This is a genomic window from Pedobacter psychrotolerans (assembly GCF_004340665.1).
Lineage (GTDB): Bacteria > Bacteroidota > Bacteroidia > Sphingobacteriales > Sphingobacteriaceae > Pedobacter > Pedobacter psychrotolerans.
In genome coordinates, this window is sequence record NZ_SLWO01000001.1 from 548,454 (window position 1) to 566,915 (window position 18,462).

The following is an 18,462-nucleotide window of genomic DNA, read 5'->3' on the forward strand; positions in this document are numbered from 1 at the left end:
TTCGAAAGGAACGATTCTCCTAGCAAAACCGTCATTGCGAAGAGGCACGATGAAGCAATCTATTTAAAGATTCTTCGATTGAGATTGCTTCAGCAGATGAAGGATCTGCTGAAGCAATGACGGTTTTTTCGTGGGGATGGACTAAACGAATCGTCATGCTGACCTGTAGCGCAGCGGAAAGCTACGCAGTAAATTTATTTCAGTACCTATCTTGATAAGATCCTTAATCAAGTTCAGGAGGACGATTCTTCGAAAGGAAAGATTCTCCTAGCAAACTCGTCCTTGCTGCGAGGTACGAAGCTATCTATTTTGAAGATTCTTCGATATAGATTGCTTCAGCAGATGAAGGATCTGCTTCGCAAAGACGGCTTTTCGTACGGACGCTCTAACCAATTCGTCATGCTGACCTGTAGCGCAGCGGAAAGCTACGCAGTAAATTTATTTCAGCACCTATCTTGATAAGATCCTGAATCAATTTTAGTAGGCCGACTTTTCAAAACGAACGATTCTCCTAGCAAACTCGTCATTGCGAAGAGGCACGATGAAGCAATCTATTTTGAAGATTCTTCGATGGAGATTGCTTCAGCAGATGAAGGATCTGCTTCGCAATGACGACTTTTCGATTGGTGCCCCAAACCCTATAAAAAATCATCTTCTTTACGATACGCTGCAATAACCGCCAATTCTCCTTCTTTTCCACTTTTTGAATTGCCGTGTTCCATGCCCATTACACCTTTGTAGCCTTTAGCGTGCAAGTGTTTAAACAGGTTTTTGTAATTGATTTCTCCGGTGGTGGGTTCTTTCCTGCCGGGATTATCTCCAATTTGGATATAAGCAATTTCATCCCAGCAACGATCGATGGTTTTAATTAAATCACCTTCGGTACGTTGCATGTGGTAAATGTCATATAAAATTTTGCACGAAGGACTTTGCACCGCCTTGCAAACCGCATAGGTTTCATTGGTTTTCTGCAGGAATAACTCAGGTGTATCGCTCAAAGTTTCGAGCACCATAATTAATCCATGTGGTTCGAAAATTTCTGCACCTGCTCGCATGGCATCAATAATATTAGCAAACTGATTGCCGTAGGGTAAATTGCGCTCATAAAATCCCGGAACCACGGTAAGCCATTTCGCGTTGCAGCGCTTAGCTGCCTCAACAGATTTTTTACAGGTTTCGATAAATTTATCCTTAAATTCTTTTTTTCCGGTAGCTAATGAGGTTTTCCAGTTGTCGCCGCCATCTACCACGAAAACGCCCATTCTCATGCCCAATTTTGTAAGTAGATTTCCAATTTTGTTTTGCTCTTCAACAGATCGATTTAGAAAACCGTTATCTTCAATGGAACGGAAACCCTTATCGTACATAAACTGAATCTGATCGAGAAAATTTTTGCCTGCATGATTTTCAAACATGCCCTGGTGAGGGGCGTAATCCAGGTTAAAAGTTTTATCTGCTGCAAAAGGGTTTTGCTTTTCGGCGGCAAAAGTATTGGTTATGCCTGTGCCCGCAGTAAGTGCACCTGCCGTAAGCAAGCTGCTTTTTATAAATTCACTTCTTTTCATTTATTGGTTTTTAAAATGTAAAAGCCAGTTTTAATTTTTCAAAATTTTCTTAAATCCTGTGCTTAAGGTATCGGCGATGGTGCCATCCGGTTTATGATACACAAAGTAAGCTTCCAGATTTGGGCGTTCTTCCACAAATTTTAAAGCCTCATGAAGGTGCATGCCCATTAAAGCATTATCATATCCATCAGCGGTAATGGCATCTGCGGCATAAACGGTTACACTGATCATTTCATTTTCTAAAGGATAGCCGGTTTGTGCGTTAATCAGGTGTGAGATTTTTTTCTTCCCGCTTTGGTGAAATCTTCTATAATTGCCCGAAGTGGTGATGGCACCCTGATTTAAAACAGCAATATGCCTGATGTCAGGTTCATCATTTTGATCGGGCCCTTCAATACCAATTTTCATCGGTGTTCCATCTGGCTTCGGGCCAGCAACCCTAATCTCTCCACCCAATTCTGCCAGATAACTTTTAATGCCTTTTTGATTCAGGTAATCTGCAATTAAATCAACGCTATATCCTTGGGCAATGCCATTTAAATCAATCTGAATACCGGGTTTTGTTTTAATGAGTAAGCCTTTTTCCAGTTTAAGGTTTTGCATGCCGATGCGATTAAGGATCAATTTTATTTCCTTTTCATCTGGCTCGGCACTTACTGGCTTTGGCCCGAAACCCCAGGCCTGAACCAGTGGCGCAACGGTAATGTCGAATATACCTTTTGTATCCGAGTTGATTTCAAAACTTCTTTTTAGCACCGCGTTTAAAAAGCGGTCTGTTTGAATTTGTTTCTCTGCGGCATTAAACTGATTGATCAGTGAGCCTTTTTGATATAAAGACATCGACTGATCAATCAGTTTTAATAAACTGTCAATATCGCTTTTTGTCGCAACGCTATCTTTTGCATAATACATGATGGTGTAATCTGTTCCTTGTGCAAAGCCTTTAATTTTGTACGACTTCATTTCATCCGCAGGAAATAAAGCAAAAATAAGAGGCAGGCAAAGGAACAGCAGTTTATACATCACCGTTTATAATACTTTAGTTTTTCCGGGTGTAGGGATAGGGTACAAACCATTTTCATCTGGCATCAATTTCGGATTGGCATCCCAGGCGAAACGCTCGGGCATTAAACTGTTGTTTGCTGCCAGTGCTTCATCCCATTTAATGGTTTGTCCGGAATAGGTTGCATATCTCCCCATGATCCCAGAAAATGTGGTGGTTGCACCATAATCGGCATTGGTAAATTTATATTCTCCTTTTGATATCGCATCAAAAAGTTCATCATGTTCAGTTTGATAGGGATTGGCATTTCCCTTGGTATTGTGGTTGTAAATTTCTTTTCCGTTGGCATCCCAGATAATGGCCTGGTTGCCTGCCGACAAGTAAACTTTACCTTTTGTGCCTTGAAAGCTTTCATCAACCCGATTTCTGGTGCCTTCAAAATGCCTGCACTGGCTGTAAATTTTAGCACCATTGGCGTAAGTAAATTCATTGGCGTGGTTATCATAAATTTCGCCATAATCTTTTCCGGTACGCCAGGCTCTGCTTCCCGTACCTTCTACTGAAATTGGATGTTGCCCGGTAATCCAGTTGGCAATGTCAATATTGTGAACGTGCTGTTCTACAATGTGATCGCCACATAACCAGTTAAAATAATACCAGTTACGCATTTGATACTCCATTTCTGTTTGGTTAGCTGTTCGCGGACGAACCCAAACGCCACCACTGTTCCAATATACCTGGCCAGAAACAATATCTCCAATGGCACCATCCTGAATCCGCTTCATGGCTTCACGATAATTGCTTTGGTATCTTCTTTGTAAACCCACCACTACGTTAAGCTTTTTCTTCTTGGCTTCTTCTGCAGCAGCCAACACCTTTCTAATGCCTGGTGCATCTACCGCTACAGGTTTTTCCATAAACACATGTTTACCTTGTTTAATTGCTTCTTCAAAGTGGATGGGTCTGAAACCTGGAGGCGTTACCAGCAAAACAACATCTGCCAGGGGGATGGCTTTTTGATAAGCATCGAAACCTACAAACTGCCGTTCTTTTGGAACATCCATTTTGGCGGCAAACTTGGTGCTTAATGATTGATAGCTGCTATCCAGACGGTCCTGAAAGGCATCAGCCATGGCTACTAATTTTAAATTAAATTTAGTGCTCAAGGCCTGAAATGCTGCTCCGGTTCCACGGTCGCCACAGCCAATCAGTGCAATTTTTATGGTATCACTGCCAGATGCATAAGCACCAGCGAGCGGGATGCTGCTTAAAATGGCACCGCCGGCCAATAGGGCAGAGGCTTTTAAAAAATCACGTCTTTCGTGTGTGTTTGGTTCTTTTTTCATTAGTTTATATTGGTTCAGTGAGGTTAGTTAAAGATCTTTAATGGGTTGCTTGTCGTAATAGGCATCAATTTCTGCTTTTGTGGGCGTTTTAGCCGGACGTACTAAACGCATACCAACAAAGGGCGCTTCTGGAAACCACCAATTACTTTTAGGGATTTGAGGATCGAGTTGTTTCCACGAAGGATCGGAAGCCAACCTTACGGTAGAGGTTAAATGATCTGGTGTTTCATCATAAGAGCCGCCACGAACGGCATTTGGATAGAGTTGATTGGGAATGGCTACCGGATTAACGACAACTTTTGCTTTATCCCTTGAATAAAAATCTGCGAAATACTGATCATAAGTCCATTCGCTTACATTGCCGTGCATGTCAAATAATCCCCACGGGTTAGGTTTCTTTTGCCCTATGGGATGTGTTTTATTTTCACTGTTATCCTTGTACCAGGCATAATCTTTAAGGTTGTTTATATCGTTGCCGAACGAATATTCGGTAGTTGTTCCGGCTTTGCAGGCATATTCCCATTCGGCTTCAGTTGGTAATCGATAGAAGACACCTGTACGCACATATAACCATTTACAAAATTGAATGGCATTGTATTGGGTCATGGCAACTGCAGGCTGATGTTCTTTACCCATGCCGAAAGTCATGTCTAAATAGGGTTTAGTAGGTCGGGTTACTGCATCTACCTCCGCAGGAATCGGACTGATGCTGGCTTGCTTTTCGTAATCACGATAGAGGAAAGGTTCAAAGATATCCCAGGTTACTTCATATTTGCCCATCCAAAAAGCATCCAGCTTAACTTCGTGAACGGGTTGTTCATCTGGTTTGCCATTTTTGTTTCCCATTTTAAAGGTACCTGCCGGAATAGACAGCATATCGAAACTTAGTTTAGTTCCATTGATAGATTGTGTGTAGGGTTTTGAATCTTGAGCAAAAATTTGCCCGTAAACAGTAATGATTAATGCAAATGCAAGAATTTTTTTCAACATACCAATTGGTTAGACTTACCTGTTAACAGGCATTTTTAGTTACTCAATAATCTGATTACTAAAGTAATTATCCAATTTTAAAATGAAGAAAATTTATGTAACAATAAAAGTATAAATGACATTTATTATTTAGCTAAAAGGTTTTATCTGCCCTCTGAGATTTTATTGGTCATATTGGTATATCCAACCAGGGTTTCCCAGCGGGCACCAGGGCGATGGTAGTAGACAAAAATCTGGTAGCTGTTTTCTGTCTGGAAAAAAGCCCCTTCAAATGGTTGTGTTTCTACTGTTTTAGTATCGCGATTTACCCACGCATATTCATAATCATATAAGCCTTGTTTAAGTAAAATGTTGGCATAAAATTGTTTTCTACCGGCATCATAAATCAGCTGATTTTCTTTATTCAGTGTATAGTTGTTGAAACGTCCAACCACATAAGCTTCGCCATTTGCAGTGGGTGCCGTAGCATTTAGTGTAAAGAGAATATCGGTATATTCAGCTTCTGTCTGGTCATCTCTGCCATCGGTGTTCCGGATAAAAAAGTTTCCATTTTCATCGAATTGATTGCCGAAGGCTCCCGTATTTCTGGGTGCATCTTGAAACAGCATTACATTAACCGACTGATTATCTCGATAAATATCTTTTACATTACCGGCCTTATAACGCAAACTTCTGGTATCAAACTTCCTGAATTCGTTATTTCCGAAAAAATCATTGGTATTGATATCATTATAAACCAGTTGATTGGGTTTGATGAATGCCGGACGAGTATTGACGATGGCGGTATTCGGATCAAAATTTTGCATCACAATAGCTTTAATTTCCTGATAAGGATTTGCTATAGACATACTATAATTGATATTAAAATTGATTTTCTGCCTGGCATTGCGATCGCTAACCTGCAAAGGGTTGGTAATCTCTGCCGCTACTGCAACCTGACTATCCAGGATATAAAAACGCTGTGAAATTACAGGCTTATTTTTATCGCTATCCAAGTATACTTTTAGAATATAATTGCCGCCAATTTTAGGCTGGATTTGCATGTTGGGTAAGCTGATCTGGTAATGGGTGTATTTTCTGGTCGTGTTTGATGAATAGCGGTAATCAATAATCCGGTCATCATTGAAGCCATCTAAATAGTCTGTTGTTGAAATTCTGGATGTTTGCCAATCTGAAGTGCAATGCTCAATCGTATACCAGTAGTTCTTCGTACCGCCAAGTAAATCATCAAATGACAGTATAATTTTTTCTGCCGAATTTAGCATGATAACCGGAATGCTTTGTTCTTTTGAACTGTTGTAGCAAAGCACAGTTTTGATGTTGGGCAGATAAGTTTTATTCTCGTTGCTGAAGGTTTGATTGGTTTGGGCAAAGGCTAGGGAGGAAATAAAAAATAAAAGTATGACGATTAGTTTTTGCATAGGTAAATGTAAAAAGTATTCGTTAAAGATAGCGTGGGTTGATGGATATTTTGTTAAAGGGGTTAGTGGGTTATGTGGTTAGTGGTTTGGTATGCCTCTTTGAAACTTTTAAAGACTCGTCCTCCTGAACTTGATTCAGGATCTAATCTAAATAGGTGCTGAACTGAATTTACTGCGTAGCTTTCCGCTGCGCTACAGGTCAGCATGACGGTTTGGTTAGTGCATCCCCAAGAAAAACCGTCTTTGCGAAGCAGATTCTTCATCTGCTGAAGCAATCTTCATCGAGGAGTCTATAAAAGAGATTGCTTCCCCGAAAGGTTGGGGCAGGCTGTCGTTCCTCAAAGGCAATGACGATAACAGGGAGAGATAGGCAGATAGAGAGTTAAAAACGCTTTGTTCCTCCTCCGCAAGGATGATAATGCAAAAGCCACAGAAATAATCCTGTGGCTTTTGCAAATATCTTGATTTCGTTATCCTTCTAACTCCATAATTTCAGCAGCTAAGGTTTCCCATTTAGCCTGATGCTGATCCAGATCTTTTTTGGCAGCTAGGTAACGCTTATTCGCTTCAGCCAGTTTATCTGCTTTGCCATAAACATTTTCATCTGCCAGTTCTGCCTCAATGTTTTTTACAGCAGTTTCTAACTCAGAGATTGAAGTTTCGATCTTCTTTAACTCATCATTCAGTTTTTTTAACTGATTGGCGGTATTAGGCGTAACAGGCTTTGGGGCCTCTTTTTCCTTTTCAGGCATTTTTACCGGAATAGGTTTTGAAATTGGAATTTCGCGTTTGCTGTTCCATTCTTCATATTCCTCGTAAGTTCCTGGGTATTGCTTGATTTTTTCGCCTTCAATAAACCAGATCTTATTTGCTACGTTATCCAGGAAATACCTATCGTGAGACACTGCAATGAAAGTACCCTCAAATTGATCAAGGGCCTGAATCAGGATATTTACCGATTGAATATCCAGGTGATTGGTTGGCTCATCCAGAATTAAAAAGTTCGAATCCGTGGTTAAGGATTTGGCCAATGCCACACGTGATTTTTCGCCACCGGATAATACTTTGATTTTTTTGAAAACATCATCACCAGTAAATAAGAAACAACCTAAAATACCACGTAATTCTGTATCACTATGTTTAGGTGCAAATGCCTGTAATTCTCCTAAAATTGAATTTTCAAGGTGCAATGATTCCAGTTGGTGCTGTGCAAAGAAGGTGGTGGTTACATTATGTCCGGTTTCGCAGAAACCTTCAAACTTCTCAGTACCTGCAATCATCCTCAATAAGGTAGATTTACCCTTTCCGTTAGCACCAATTAAGGCAATTTTGTCGCCTTTTTCAATCACAGCTTCAGCATCTTCCAGAATATGAACATTTGGATAATGTTTGGTAGCATGTTCAATACGAACCACGTGACGGCCAGATGGCTTGGTAAATTTAAAGCTAAAGTTTACCGTAGGGTTATCATCATCCACATCATCCACACGCTCCATTTTATCAAGCGCTTTCATGCGCGATTGCGCCATTTTAGCTTTCGATGCTTTGGCTTTAAAACGTTCAATTAAACGCTCTTCCTGTTTAATTTTAGCCTGTTGATTTTTAAATTCACCTTTCTGAATTTCACCGCGTAAAGCTTTTTCTTCTACATAGAAACTATAATTTCCAGCATAGACATTTAACTTTCCTTTGCGAGATTCTACGGTGCGGTTTACAATTTTATCTAAAAAATACCTATCATGTGATACGATTACAATAGCACCTTCAAAGCCCATTAAATAAGTTTCTAACCATTTAATGGAAGGTAAATCCATGTGGTTGGTCGGCTCATCCAGCAATAAAATATCTGGATTTTGTAAAAGGATTTTTGCAAGCATTACCCGCATCCGCCATCCTCCTGAAAAGGTATTTAGCGGACGTAGCTGATCTGCTGTGCTAAAACCTAAACCAGCTAAAATTTCATTGGCCCTATATTCGATGTTGTAACCGTCAAGCGCCTCAAATTCCTGCTGTTTATCACTTAGTTTATATAAAACTTCCTCGCTATAATCCGTTTCTATTTTTTTTAGCAGCTCTTCAATTTCATCATGCAATTTGTTCTGGCGCTCAAAAGCTTCCATGGCTACATGCAAAATGCTGTGGTGTGAGTCGTAAGAGAGTAAATCCTGGTTAAGGTAACCGATTTTCAGGTCTTTAGACATGGAAACTGTACCTGAACTTGGTGCATATTCACCAACAATTATTTTTAAAAGTGTCGATTTTCCCGTTCCGTTAGCGCCAATTAAGCCAGCCCTGTCCCCTGGTTTAATGTGCCAGTTGGCTTCATCATATAAGGCTCTTGAGCCAATCAGGAATGTTAAATTATTTATTGAAATCATTTCGGCTGCAAAAGTACGAATTTTAAAGGCTTTTTTCAGTTTCAAAATGAAATAGAAAAAACATCATTTTCAATTATTTGCAGATGACTTGCAAACGCAAATAATTAGGATGAAATGTGCTATTTAAAGTTTTCTCTTTCTGAAGGGAAGTGACGCCAAAAGACAGATAGGTATGGTTTAAAAAGATTTTATCATGTAAGGATTGATGCACACAATCTTAACACATCGCTACCGTTCTTTTAATTACATCAGCTAAAAATTAATAATATATTTGGGCACAAAGTAATTTAACATGAATAACGAAAACATTAAGATCATTAGCACGGAACTTCTTTCAGATAATTGGTATACCCTTAACAAAGTCACTTTTCAATACCATAAAAAAGATGGATCGGTGGAAACCCAAACCCGTGAAACTTATGATAGGGGCAATGGCGCAACCATTTTACTTTATAATAAACAGGCCAAAACCGTAATTTTAACCAGGCAGTTTCGTTTGCCAACCTACGTTAATGGCAATGAAAGTGGAATGCTCATTGAAACCTGTGCTGGTTTATTGGATCAGGACAATGCGGAAACAGCCATCAAACGGGAAACAGAAGAAGAAACAGGTTATAAAATTACAGATGTAAAAAAGGTTTTTGAAGCCTATATGTCACCAGGTTCTGTTACCGAAATCCTGTATTTTTTCGTGGCCGAATATTCAAAAGATATGAAGGTGAGCGATGGTGGCGGTCATCATGAGGAGCAGGAGAATATCGAAGTTCTAGAAATGTCTTTTAATGATGCTGTTAATAAGATTACCACAGGTGAGATTAAAGATGGAAAAACGATCATGCTTTTACAATATGCCCAGCTTAATCATTTGTTAGATTAAGAGTGATCATTGCTGTTCGTTCTGATTCAGGCACTTTTATTATATTTTAAATAAATTTTGAAAAATCAAAAAAGTATTTACCTTTGTACTGTAACAAAAATAATTACAGAATGAATAATCGGTTTCCAGTGTCTTTACATATTCTGACTTTGCTTGATGATGCAAAGGGAGAATTGCTGAGTTCTGATTATTTAGCTGGAAGTATCAACATTAATCCGGTTTTAGTACGTAAAGAGATTATGAACCTGCGAAAATTTGGCTTTGTAGATAGTAAGGAAGGAAAGGGTGGAGGCTCATTTTTAGCGAAAAATGCAGCTGACATTAATTTAGGTGAAGTTTACAATGCGGTAAAATCAGATTATATATTGGGTCAGAATAAAAATGAACCTAATCCGAAATGTCCAATTGGAAAACAAATTAATCAACATTTAATCAGTTTATATAGTGATGCTGAAAATGCTTTAATTCAAAACCTGTCGAAGCAAACCCTGGCAGATTTTGCTTTAAAATTTAAATAGATTTTTTTTATCTTAAACTGTAATTAAAAATATTACAATTATAAATTAATATTAAGTTAAACATAAAATTTTAAGAACATGAAAGTAGCATTAATAGGAGCCTCAGGATTTGTAGGCAAAGCCCTTTTGAATGAGTTGGTAAGTCGAGGAAATGAAGTAGTTGCCATTGCCCGTGATACGGATAAAATTGAAAGTACAGATGAAAAAGTAACGAAAGTTGCGGTTGATGTATTAAATACTGAAGCATTAGCTGAGGCTTTGAAAGGTGCAGATGCTGTGGTGAGCGCATTTAACCCGGGTTGGATTAATCCAAACCTTTATCAAGATACGCTTGCAGGAGCGGAAGCCATTCAGGCAGGCGTTAAAGCATCTGGTGTAAAACGCTTTGTTTTTATCGGCGGTGCCGGTACTTTGCAAATAGATGGTAATCAGTTGGTAGACGGACCAGAATTTCCTAAAGAAATTTACCCTGGTGCATCAGCGGTGAGAGACTATTTTAATAAATTGAAAGAAGAAAAAGAATTAGACTGGGTATTCTTCAGTCCGGCAATTGAAATGCATCCAGGAATTACCATTGGCCGCACAGGTAAATACCGTTTAGGAAAAACTTCCCCGGTTTTTAATGAGGAAGGACGTTCAATATTATCTGTTGAAGATTTATCAATTGTGATTGCTGATGAACTGGAAAAAAAGGCACATCACCAAGAACAGTTTACAGCAGCATACTAAAAAATACAAAATATCATAAAAGTGATGATGTGGTGTTGAGGATGGGGTAAGTGATTATCCAAATTCCATATTACATCATCCCTTTTTTCCATATTTTATTTATCTTCGTGGCATGTATCGCCTGATTAAACCAATATTCTTTAAATTTGACCCTGAAAACGTACATTACTTCGTGGTTAAAAGGCTCAAATGGTTTAATGATAAGTTTCCATTGGGTAAAACCATCATCCGAAGCAGTTTCGATATCAATATTAAAGGTTTAGAGAAAGAAGTTTTTGGAATTAAATTCAGAAATCCTGTTGGATTGGCTGCTGGTTTTGATAAGAATGGCGAATACGTTGAAGCACTGAGTAATTTGGGTTTTGGTTTCGTTGAAGTTGGAACAGTTACGCCAATGCCACAGCCCGGAAATGATAAACCCAGGATGTTCCGGTTACCAAATGATGAAGCACTGATCAATAGGATGGGTTTTAACAATAAAGGTGTAGATGTGATGGCAGAGCGTTTACGCCTGCTTAAAGACAGGCATCCTGATATTGTAGTAGGAGGGAACATTGGTAAAAATAAAGCCACACCAAATGAAGATGCGGTAAGCGATTATATTAAATGCTTTGATAGGCTTTTTGATGTAGTGGATTATTTTGTGGTGAATGTGAGTTCTCCAAATACCCCGGGTTTACGCCAGTTACAGGAAAAGGAACCGCTTAAAAATATTCTGAATACGCTCCAGCAGCGTAATCGTAAAAATGATATATCACGTCCGATTTTACTGAAGATAGCGCCCGATTTAACCGATGCACAACTAGATGATATTATTGAGATTGTGGCAGAGACAAAAATTGCCGGTATCATTGCTACTAACACCACCATCAGTCGGGAAAACTTAGCTACAGAAAAAGTTTTGGCTGAAGAGATGGGCGGTTTAAGCGGTAGGCCAGTAAAAGAGCGGTCAACCGAAGTAATTAAATACCTTTCAGAAAAATCAAATAAAGCTTTTCCAATTATTGGCGTGGGCGGAATCCACTCTCCTAAAGACGCAAAAGAAAAGTTAGATGCCGGAGCATGCCTGATTCAGTTATACACTGGCTTTATTTACGAAGGACCAGGATTGATTAAATCTATTTGCAAGTCGCTTATAAAGTAAAGCTCTTTTTCTTGCTTGTTCATACAATTGAACTTATTCCTCCTGTATTTAGAAAGGTTTATTAAATACTTTAATTGAGAATTTCAATGGTGTCATCAATCGTTATGCCTTCATTTTTTTTAACCAGCCATTTAGATTATTGAACTTGGTAATTGATTCATGAAAATCAAACACATAAAAAGCATCTTTTGATCAGAACTACGTTTTATCAAGATATTTTATTATGAATTATAGCTCAATCGAAATCTTAACCTTACCGCCTAATCCCTTTTCTACAATATCGAATAAGGTTTTTAAGGTGAGGTTGCTGCCATTGTTTTCAATCCGTGAAATATATTCACGTTTTCTATTTACAAGTTCTCCAAGTTCGCTTTGGGTAAGGTGTTTGTCTTCCCTGGCCTTGCGTAGCATTAATCCGATTTTAAAACTTGCAAAATCTCTATCCAGTTCATCACGTTTATCAGTTCCCTTTTTTCCGTAAACTGTATCCTTGATTTCTTTCCAACTTTTAGTTTCCATCTTTTTTGTTTTTTTGCGCAAAGTATTCTGCCATTAGGCGTAATCCTTTTTCTATTTCACTTTTTGGAGTCTTTTGTGTCTTTTTCTGAAAACCATTCAATAATATTACCAGTTTATCATGATCAAAGAAACAGAATACCCTCCAAATGTTTGAACCCAGCTGGATTCTTGCCTCATAAAGGCCGTCCGTGCCAACAAGGAATTTTAGGTATGATGCAGGTACACGCTCAAGAGTTTCAATAGCTTCAATAATTTTGAATATCTTATCCTGAACTTTACGCGACTGATCAAGGAGGAATTTTTCAAAGTAGTCTTTAAAAGCTATAACTTCTCTTACCTTCATAAACAAAGGTAACTTATAAGTTACTACATGGCAAATTTATTTTCAATTTGATTAGGGGGATATATAAGGATCGCAAATGAATAAACAGTTGAAGTAAAGCAAAAATCACCACATAAAAAAAGCATCCTTTGATCAGAAGGATGCTTTAAATCTTAAAGAAGAATTTCTTTCTAAAAACTATTTTGCTAAACTCGCTAAAACAGCATTGTTTTTAGCTAATTGATCGCTTTTAGGTTGAGCAGAACGGCTTCCTAACTCGATGTTAGTTGCTCTTTTTAAAAATGCTACCTCTTGGTGAGCTGTATTTTTATTTCTTCTGTCTTTTCTTTTTAATCTGGTAACTGCCATGGTAATAACCTTTTAATTATTTTATTTGTACAAATGGAGGTCGAGAGCGGATTCGAACCGCTGTAGAAGGTTTTGCAGACCTCTGCCTAGCCACTCGGCCACTCGACCTTGAAATTCAAGGTTGCAAAAATAGCAATTATTACTAAGTCCGCAAATAATATCGCAATAAATATGTATTTAATTTTTAACCCTCACTATTTCAGTGCAAAAAATAGCGGCACTTACGGCAACGTTTAATGATTCTGCTGCTCCAATCCGCGGGATGGTTACAGGATGATTAATTTTTTTAATTACCTCCGCAGTAATTCCTTTACCCTCATTGCCGAGCACTACCAATCCTTCCTGGCCCCATTTGGTTTTGTAAATAGAATTTCCATCTAATAATGCGCCAAAAACCGGAATATCAATATCAGTAAGAAATGCAGGTAAATCCTCATAAAATATTTTTATCCGAGCTAAAGATCCCATGGTTGCCTGTACGGTTTTAGGGTTATAGGCTTCAACGGTATCCATTGAACAAATAATATTTTCGAAACCAAACCAGTCTGCTGTTCTAATAATAGTGCCCATATTTCCAGGATCCTGAACACCATCCAGCACCAGTGTAAATTTATTTTTGAGGTCTTTGTTTATAATATTTTTAGTTTCTGGTGTTTTAATCAATGCCAAAAAGCCTTGCGGAGTTTGTAAAGTACTAATCTTGCTTAATTCGACGTTGTTTACTTCAAATAAGTTTATATTTGCAGGTAATTTGGGTAAGTGTTGATATTGCTCTTTATCGTAATAAATGGTGTCGATCTGGTAATCTGATGATATAAATTCTCTGATTGATTTTATACCTTCAACCAGGAACAGCCCATTTTCTTTACGATACTTTTTTTGATGTAATGATTTAATAAAACTAATCTGTGATTTTGAAAGCATACCAATCTTTAATATATTCTAAACTGAAAAGTCTTGCAATATTACTATTATTTATTGTTTTAATTCAGGCTTGTTCATCTACAAAATACATTGCAGATTATCAATCAATCGTTAAGAAGGTTACTATTGATAGTGTAGACAAAAGATTTGAAGAGCAGGCATATAATTATGTGCAAAAAGATATCAGACCACTTTCTGCTTTTAGCATTAATGTACCCCTTTATAACCTATTTAATACGAAGGATGGACGTTATAAAACAAACAACATAAAACCCTTCGGTACACCACCAGCTATTTTAGATAGTACACTGGTTGAAATTTCCAGAAACCAGATTCAGAAGTTTTTGGTGGGTAAGGGCTATTTTTCAGCAAAGGTTACTGCGGAAGTAAAGGTCAAAGATAAAAAGGCTGATATCCGTTTTAAAGCCGATCAAGGAAAACCTTCTTACATCGATAAAATATCTGATTCGATTTATACGGCTAACGTTAAAAGTGTTTACAATAGCACTAAACCAACTTTTTCACGTTTGCACGAGGGAATGCAATATGATGTAGATTCACTTACGTATGAACGTGAGCAGATTTATCGGGTGATGAAGGAAAATGGTTATTTTTATTTCCTTAGGCCTTATGTAAATTTTGATGTAATTGAAACTGCAAAGCCGGATCAGGTAGATGTTAGGTTAAATATCACTAATCCGCCAAAAGGGCCACATAAGCAATATAACATTGATTACACGCATATGCTTATTGCGCCTAGCCCTGATGGGTTTCCAGATTCAGTAAGAAGTAAATTAAGTAAAGACACCGTGGGTGGTGTTATTTTTACAGATTTTTCTAAACGTTACAGAAGAAATCCAATCGTAAGATATGATTTTCTGAAAAGGGGTGATATGTTCGATATCAGAAATGAAAACTTAACTTACGATCGCCTGTATGAACTGAATATTTTTAAAAATGTTAAAATTGACTATTACAATCGCGATAGTACCTCCAATAAAATTATTCCAATTATTCTGTTAACGCCTCAAAAGGTAATGAGTAACCGGGTAGAAGGAGAGGTACCTTTTAATGGTGGTACAGTAGGTTTTAACCTTAGTAATACCTATACAAATAATAATTTTTTCAGGGGGGCTGAACGATTTGAGCTACAGATTAAAGGTGGTTTGCAATCTAGATTAGGCAATGGCGCAAAGCCTTTCAAAGATATTTATCAGCGAGACTTTTCCGTAAGTGCAAGCATTTCTGTTCCGCGTTTAATCATTCCATTCTATAACCCTGAACTTGGAGGAAATGGAATGCCACATACTACTTTTTCTTCCAGTTATATCTATGCTTTGCAGAAAGACATATCCGTAAGAAACATATTTATCAACTCTATTACTTATGACTGGTTTGAGACCAAATCTAAACTTCACTCTTTTACGCCATTAAACTTTGAATATCGATTTGGAAATATTGAACCAGGTGTAGATTCAGTAACACTTAATAATAATATTTATTATGCTGCATTATTGAACAGAAAAGATTTTACCTTGGGTATGAAATATGTTTATACCTTAAATAATGATAAATTAAATCAGTATCGAACGTTTGTTTATTTCAGGGGAGGAATTGATATAGCAGGTAATTTATTACAGGCTATAACCAGTATAACAGGAGCCCAGCGCGATCCGGAGCGTAGTAATACGGCGACAATTTTTGGTTTACCATTTAACCAGTATGTAAGGCCAGAGATTGATTTAAGATGGTACAAGCATTTGGGCGGAGAAAAACAATTTATTGCCAGAGTAAATGCAGGTGTAGGTTATGCCTACGGCAATGCAATTAACTATGGTATTCCTTTTGAAAAACTCTTTTTTGCAGGAGGATCAAGCGGGATTAGGGCATGGCAGGCAAGAACTTTAGGTCCGGGTAATTATAACCGGGACGTGATTCCAACCCCTGAGGCGCGTAAAGCCTTTTTTGGCTTGGATCAATTGGGAGAGATGAAGATTGAAACTAATTTTGAGTACCGTTGTACCTTAGTAAAGAAGTTTTTTGGAGCAACTTTAAAAGGAGCTGCGTTTGTTGATGCAGGAAATGTTTGGAACCTGAACAATTCAAGCTTCATATTTAACGTAGATGAAGCAGAAAGGGAAAAAACACTATTCAAATTAAGCAAATTAGCTCAACAGGTGGCAATAGGTACAGGGATTGGTTTTAGGTACGATGTACAGTATTTTGTTTTTCGTTTTGATATTGGCCTCAAATTAAAAGATCCACAGTTTTCAGGTAATGATCAATGGGTAATTGGTAAGTTATTTTCAGGAACAAAAGAATTTAAGGAGAGTTATAATGCTACTCACTCACCAGATACTTATCGTTTTGTTCAATATAATTTTGGAATTGGAATGCCGTTCTAGTTAACTAAAAAGATCAAGTATTTTTGGATTATCTTTTGGGTTTTTAAACATAAATTCTTTGTACGGCTGCCATCTTTTGTTTACATGTTTATAAACTGAAAATCCAGAGACTAAAAATTCTCTCTTAAATTTCCGGTCTTTGAATGTTTTAATAATCTCTTCAAAAACAGGAGGTTTCACATCTTTGAAAGCCAATGTTAAATGTGGTGTGTATTTAAAATGATCAGTTTGTGGAAGCAATTTTAATGGTTTCAGTGCAGTTTTAATCTGAGCCTGAAGGTTCATAATGCCGGGATTTTGCACTACATTAAGATAAAAGGTATGCGATGGAAATGAACCAAAATGGGAGAGCACCTGCATAAAAGAATCCTGATAAGTTGCGAAAGCCAATGTATTGAAAAATCGTTCTTCCATTTCTAGTGTAGTAATTTTTACCGGATTGTATAGGGTGATATGCGCAGGCCTTTTTAAAGACTCATAAACATTAAATTCTTCAGAAATATAATTTCTGATTGCATCAATATCTTCAACAATCGAAACTGGTGGAACGAGGCAAACTAAAAATAAATTTTCCATAAATTGATTGGAGTTGTCAGTGCAAAATCAGAAACATTAAATATAAATGCTAAGCACCTAATTTTCCATTTTATTTGGATAAACAGGATGTATTATTAAAAGTTTTAGGATCAAATTAAGGTTTCGTTTAAACGAATAACTTTATAGTGATAGAAATTCCTTTTTGTGATCATTTGAATTTTTTTCAAAACAACTTGTAGTTGTAATTGTTAAAGTTTTCGCCTGAAGGTAAATGCGGTTCAAACAATTATCAGATAATATAAATAACTAAAAAATGAAGTCAACTATCAAACTATTAGTCGTGGCAGTCGCTATCTCATTTACCGCCTGCAAAAGTGGAGATAAAAAAAAGGAAGATGGAGCAAAAACAGAATATGCCGAAGCCGATAATGATGATGCCAATCAAATTGTAGAGTATAATAACGTTTTGGTTGGTTTAACCGATGAAAACAATGAATACTTAAAAAGACTTGATGAAAATTTGCAGCAGATAGATAAGGGGTTGGATAATCCCAATGATCGATTTGCTTTTATTGGTATTATATCACCTTATTCTTCATCAGCTTTCAGCACTTCAAAACTTAGACCTGAAACACCACCGTCAGCTTTAAGCAGCGATGATCAAAAGTACTTTAAAGAAAATGTAGCTGGTTTAAATGAAACCATGACGAAAATTAAGGATACTTATAAATCTTTAGATGATTATTTAAAGGCAGAAGATTGGAAGGATGACAAAAGTGTTAAAGGGAAAAAATTAATTGATTCTATTTATTCTATGAGTAAAGCTTATTATAAATATGATGAGAACCTTTTAGCAAAACTTGAAGTCATTGGAGATGATGCGGAAAGAATCATTTTAAAAACACATCCTTTAAAGGAGTATATTTTTGCGATGAAAGATGATAGAAAAGCTGTAGGAGATTTTAACAAGCTAATCATGGACACAAAGAATTTTAAAGCAGACGAAGCTAAAATAAAGTCAGCCTACGCAGCTTTGGAAGCACAAAATAAAAAGCACACTGAAATGGATGCTCCGGATGCTACAAAATTCCCAAGTAAAGACGGTTCCTTTAGCCGATTCAATGAGAGTTTTAAGGAATACCTAATCGAAGCTAAAAAAACGCTCAGAAATGCTTCTGCAGCAGGCAAATTAACTGAAAGTGAAATCGAAGATTTAGTTAGAAAACATGAGTATATGCGTACTACCTATAATTATTTTGTAGGTTAGTCAGTAGAATAATATTGTTTCCCCAGCTGAAAGACGCTCATCACAATGACGATTTTTCGATTTAACGCTAATAAAATCAGATTAGTGGTAATTACAATGAGGAACGACGAAGCAATCTTTACCCTCTATTCTCCTATCGGTACTTTCC

Annotated in this window: 17 protein-coding genes and 1 tRNA gene; 6 read left to right on the forward strand and 12 right to left on the reverse strand. The window is 37.3% G+C overall.

Features of this window, described 5'->3' with window-relative positions:
* Positions 1 to 638: 638 nt before the first annotated feature.
* The 6 genes from EV200_RS02360 to EV200_RS02385 form a co-directional block, all read right to left on the reverse strand.
* Positions 639 to 1,565, reverse strand: coding sequence for a hydroxypyruvate isomerase family protein (locus EV200_RS02360; protein ID WP_132529201.1), 927 nt, complete (start codon positions 1,563 to 1,565; stop codon positions 639 to 641).
* 30 nt (positions 1,566 to 1,595) lie between these two features.
* Positions 1,596 to 2,588, reverse strand: coding sequence for an FAD:protein FMN transferase (locus EV200_RS02365; protein WP_165877841.1), 993 nt, complete (start codon positions 2,586 to 2,588; stop codon positions 1,596 to 1,598).
* A 6-nt stretch (positions 2,589 to 2,594) separates the two neighbouring features.
* Positions 2,595 to 3,914 (reverse strand): Gfo/Idh/MocA family oxidoreductase, encoded by a 1,320-nt coding sequence (locus tag EV200_RS02370; protein WP_132529203.1) that lies wholly within the window; start codon positions 3,912 to 3,914, stop codon positions 2,595 to 2,597.
* 27 nt (positions 3,915 to 3,941) lie between these two features.
* Complete coding sequence (locus EV200_RS02375) at positions 3,942 to 4,904, reverse strand: formylglycine-generating enzyme family protein (RefSeq protein WP_188754084.1); 963 nt, start codon at positions 4,902 to 4,904, stop codon at positions 3,942 to 3,944.
* 143 nt (positions 4,905 to 5,047) lie between these two features.
* On the reverse strand, positions 5,048 to 6,325 hold the full coding sequence (locus tag EV200_RS02380; protein ID WP_132529204.1) for a type IX secretion system plug protein: 1,278 nt from the start codon (positions 6,323 to 6,325) through the stop codon (positions 5,048 to 5,050).
* Between the two features lie 470 nt (positions 6,326 to 6,795).
* Positions 6,796 to 8,703, reverse strand: coding sequence for an ABC-F family ATP-binding cassette domain-containing protein (locus tag EV200_RS02385; protein WP_132529509.1), 1,908 nt, complete (start codon positions 8,701 to 8,703; stop codon positions 6,796 to 6,798).
* 292 nt (positions 8,704 to 8,995) lie between these two features.
* On the opposite strand from EV200_RS02385, the gene nudK reads away from it, so the two are divergent.
* The 4 genes from nudK to EV200_RS02405 all read left to right on the forward strand — a co-directional run bounded on the left by nudK (position 8,996) and on the right by EV200_RS02405 (position 11,971).
* Positions 8,996 to 9,580 (forward strand): GDP-mannose pyrophosphatase NudK, encoded by a 585-nt coding sequence (nudK, locus tag EV200_RS02390; protein ID WP_132529205.1) that lies wholly within the window; start codon positions 8,996 to 8,998, stop codon positions 9,578 to 9,580.
* A 110-nt stretch (positions 9,581 to 9,690) separates the two neighbouring features.
* On the forward strand, positions 9,691 to 10,098 hold the full coding sequence (locus tag EV200_RS02395; RefSeq protein WP_132529206.1) for an Rrf2 family transcriptional regulator: 408 nt from the start codon (positions 9,691 to 9,693) through the stop codon (positions 10,096 to 10,098).
* 78 nt (positions 10,099 to 10,176) lie between these two features.
* Complete coding sequence (locus EV200_RS02400; protein ID WP_132529207.1) at positions 10,177 to 10,827, forward strand: NAD(P)-dependent oxidoreductase; 651 nt, start codon at positions 10,177 to 10,179, stop codon at positions 10,825 to 10,827.
* 112 nt (positions 10,828 to 10,939) lie between these two features.
* Positions 10,940 to 11,971 (forward strand): quinone-dependent dihydroorotate dehydrogenase, encoded by a 1,032-nt coding sequence (locus EV200_RS02405; protein ID WP_132529208.1) that lies wholly within the window; start codon positions 10,940 to 10,942, stop codon positions 11,969 to 11,971.
* A gap of 228 nt (positions 11,972 to 12,199) precedes the next feature.
* On the opposite strand, the gene EV200_RS02410 is transcribed toward EV200_RS02405, so the two are convergent.
* The 5 genes from EV200_RS02410 to EV200_RS02430 all read right to left on the reverse strand — a co-directional run bounded on the left by EV200_RS02410 (position 12,200) and on the right by EV200_RS02430 (position 14,105).
* Complete coding sequence (locus EV200_RS02410; RefSeq protein WP_132529209.1) at positions 12,200 to 12,490, reverse strand: helix-turn-helix domain-containing protein; 291 nt, start codon at positions 12,488 to 12,490, stop codon at positions 12,200 to 12,202.
* A complete protein-coding gene (locus EV200_RS02415) occupies positions 12,480 to 12,833 on the reverse strand; it encodes a type II toxin-antitoxin system RelE/ParE family toxin (protein WP_132529210.1) in 354 nt (117 codons plus the stop codon). The genes EV200_RS02410 and EV200_RS02415 overlap by 11 nt, the downstream gene beginning before the upstream one ends.
* 177 nt (positions 12,834 to 13,010) lie before the next feature.
* Entirely contained in the window at positions 13,011 to 13,181 is a 171-nt protein-coding gene (locus EV200_RS02420; RefSeq protein ID WP_132529211.1) for a spore protein, read from the reverse strand.
* Positions 13,182 to 13,215: 34 nt separating this feature from the next.
* A tRNA-Cys gene (locus tag EV200_RS02425) sits at positions 13,216 to 13,289 on the reverse strand.
* A gap of 69 nt (positions 13,290 to 13,358) precedes the next feature.
* Positions 13,359 to 14,105: a TrmH family RNA methyltransferase gene (locus EV200_RS02430; protein WP_132529212.1), complete on the reverse strand. Its 747-nt coding sequence runs from the start codon at positions 14,103 to 14,105 to the stop codon at positions 13,359 to 13,361.
* On the opposite strand from EV200_RS02430, the gene tamL reads away from it, so the two are divergent.
* A complete protein-coding gene (gene tamL, locus EV200_RS02435) occupies positions 14,090 to 16,510 on the forward strand; it encodes a translocation and assembly module lipoprotein TamL (protein ID WP_244312938.1) in 2,421 nt (806 codons plus the stop codon). The genes EV200_RS02430 and tamL overlap by 16 nt on opposite strands.
* Here tamL and EV200_RS02440 read toward each other — a convergent pair whose 3' ends face one another.
* Positions 16,511 to 17,086, reverse strand: coding sequence for a 2'-5' RNA ligase family protein (locus EV200_RS02440; protein WP_132529214.1), 576 nt, complete (start codon positions 17,084 to 17,086; stop codon positions 16,511 to 16,513).
* Positions 17,087 to 17,360: 274 nt separating this feature from the next.
* On the opposite strand from EV200_RS02440, the gene EV200_RS02445 reads away from it, so the two are divergent.
* A complete protein-coding gene (locus tag EV200_RS02445; RefSeq protein ID WP_132529215.1) occupies positions 17,361 to 18,314 on the forward strand; it encodes a DUF3829 domain-containing protein in 954 nt (317 codons plus the stop codon).
* Positions 18,315 to 18,462 lie beyond the last annotated feature (148 nt).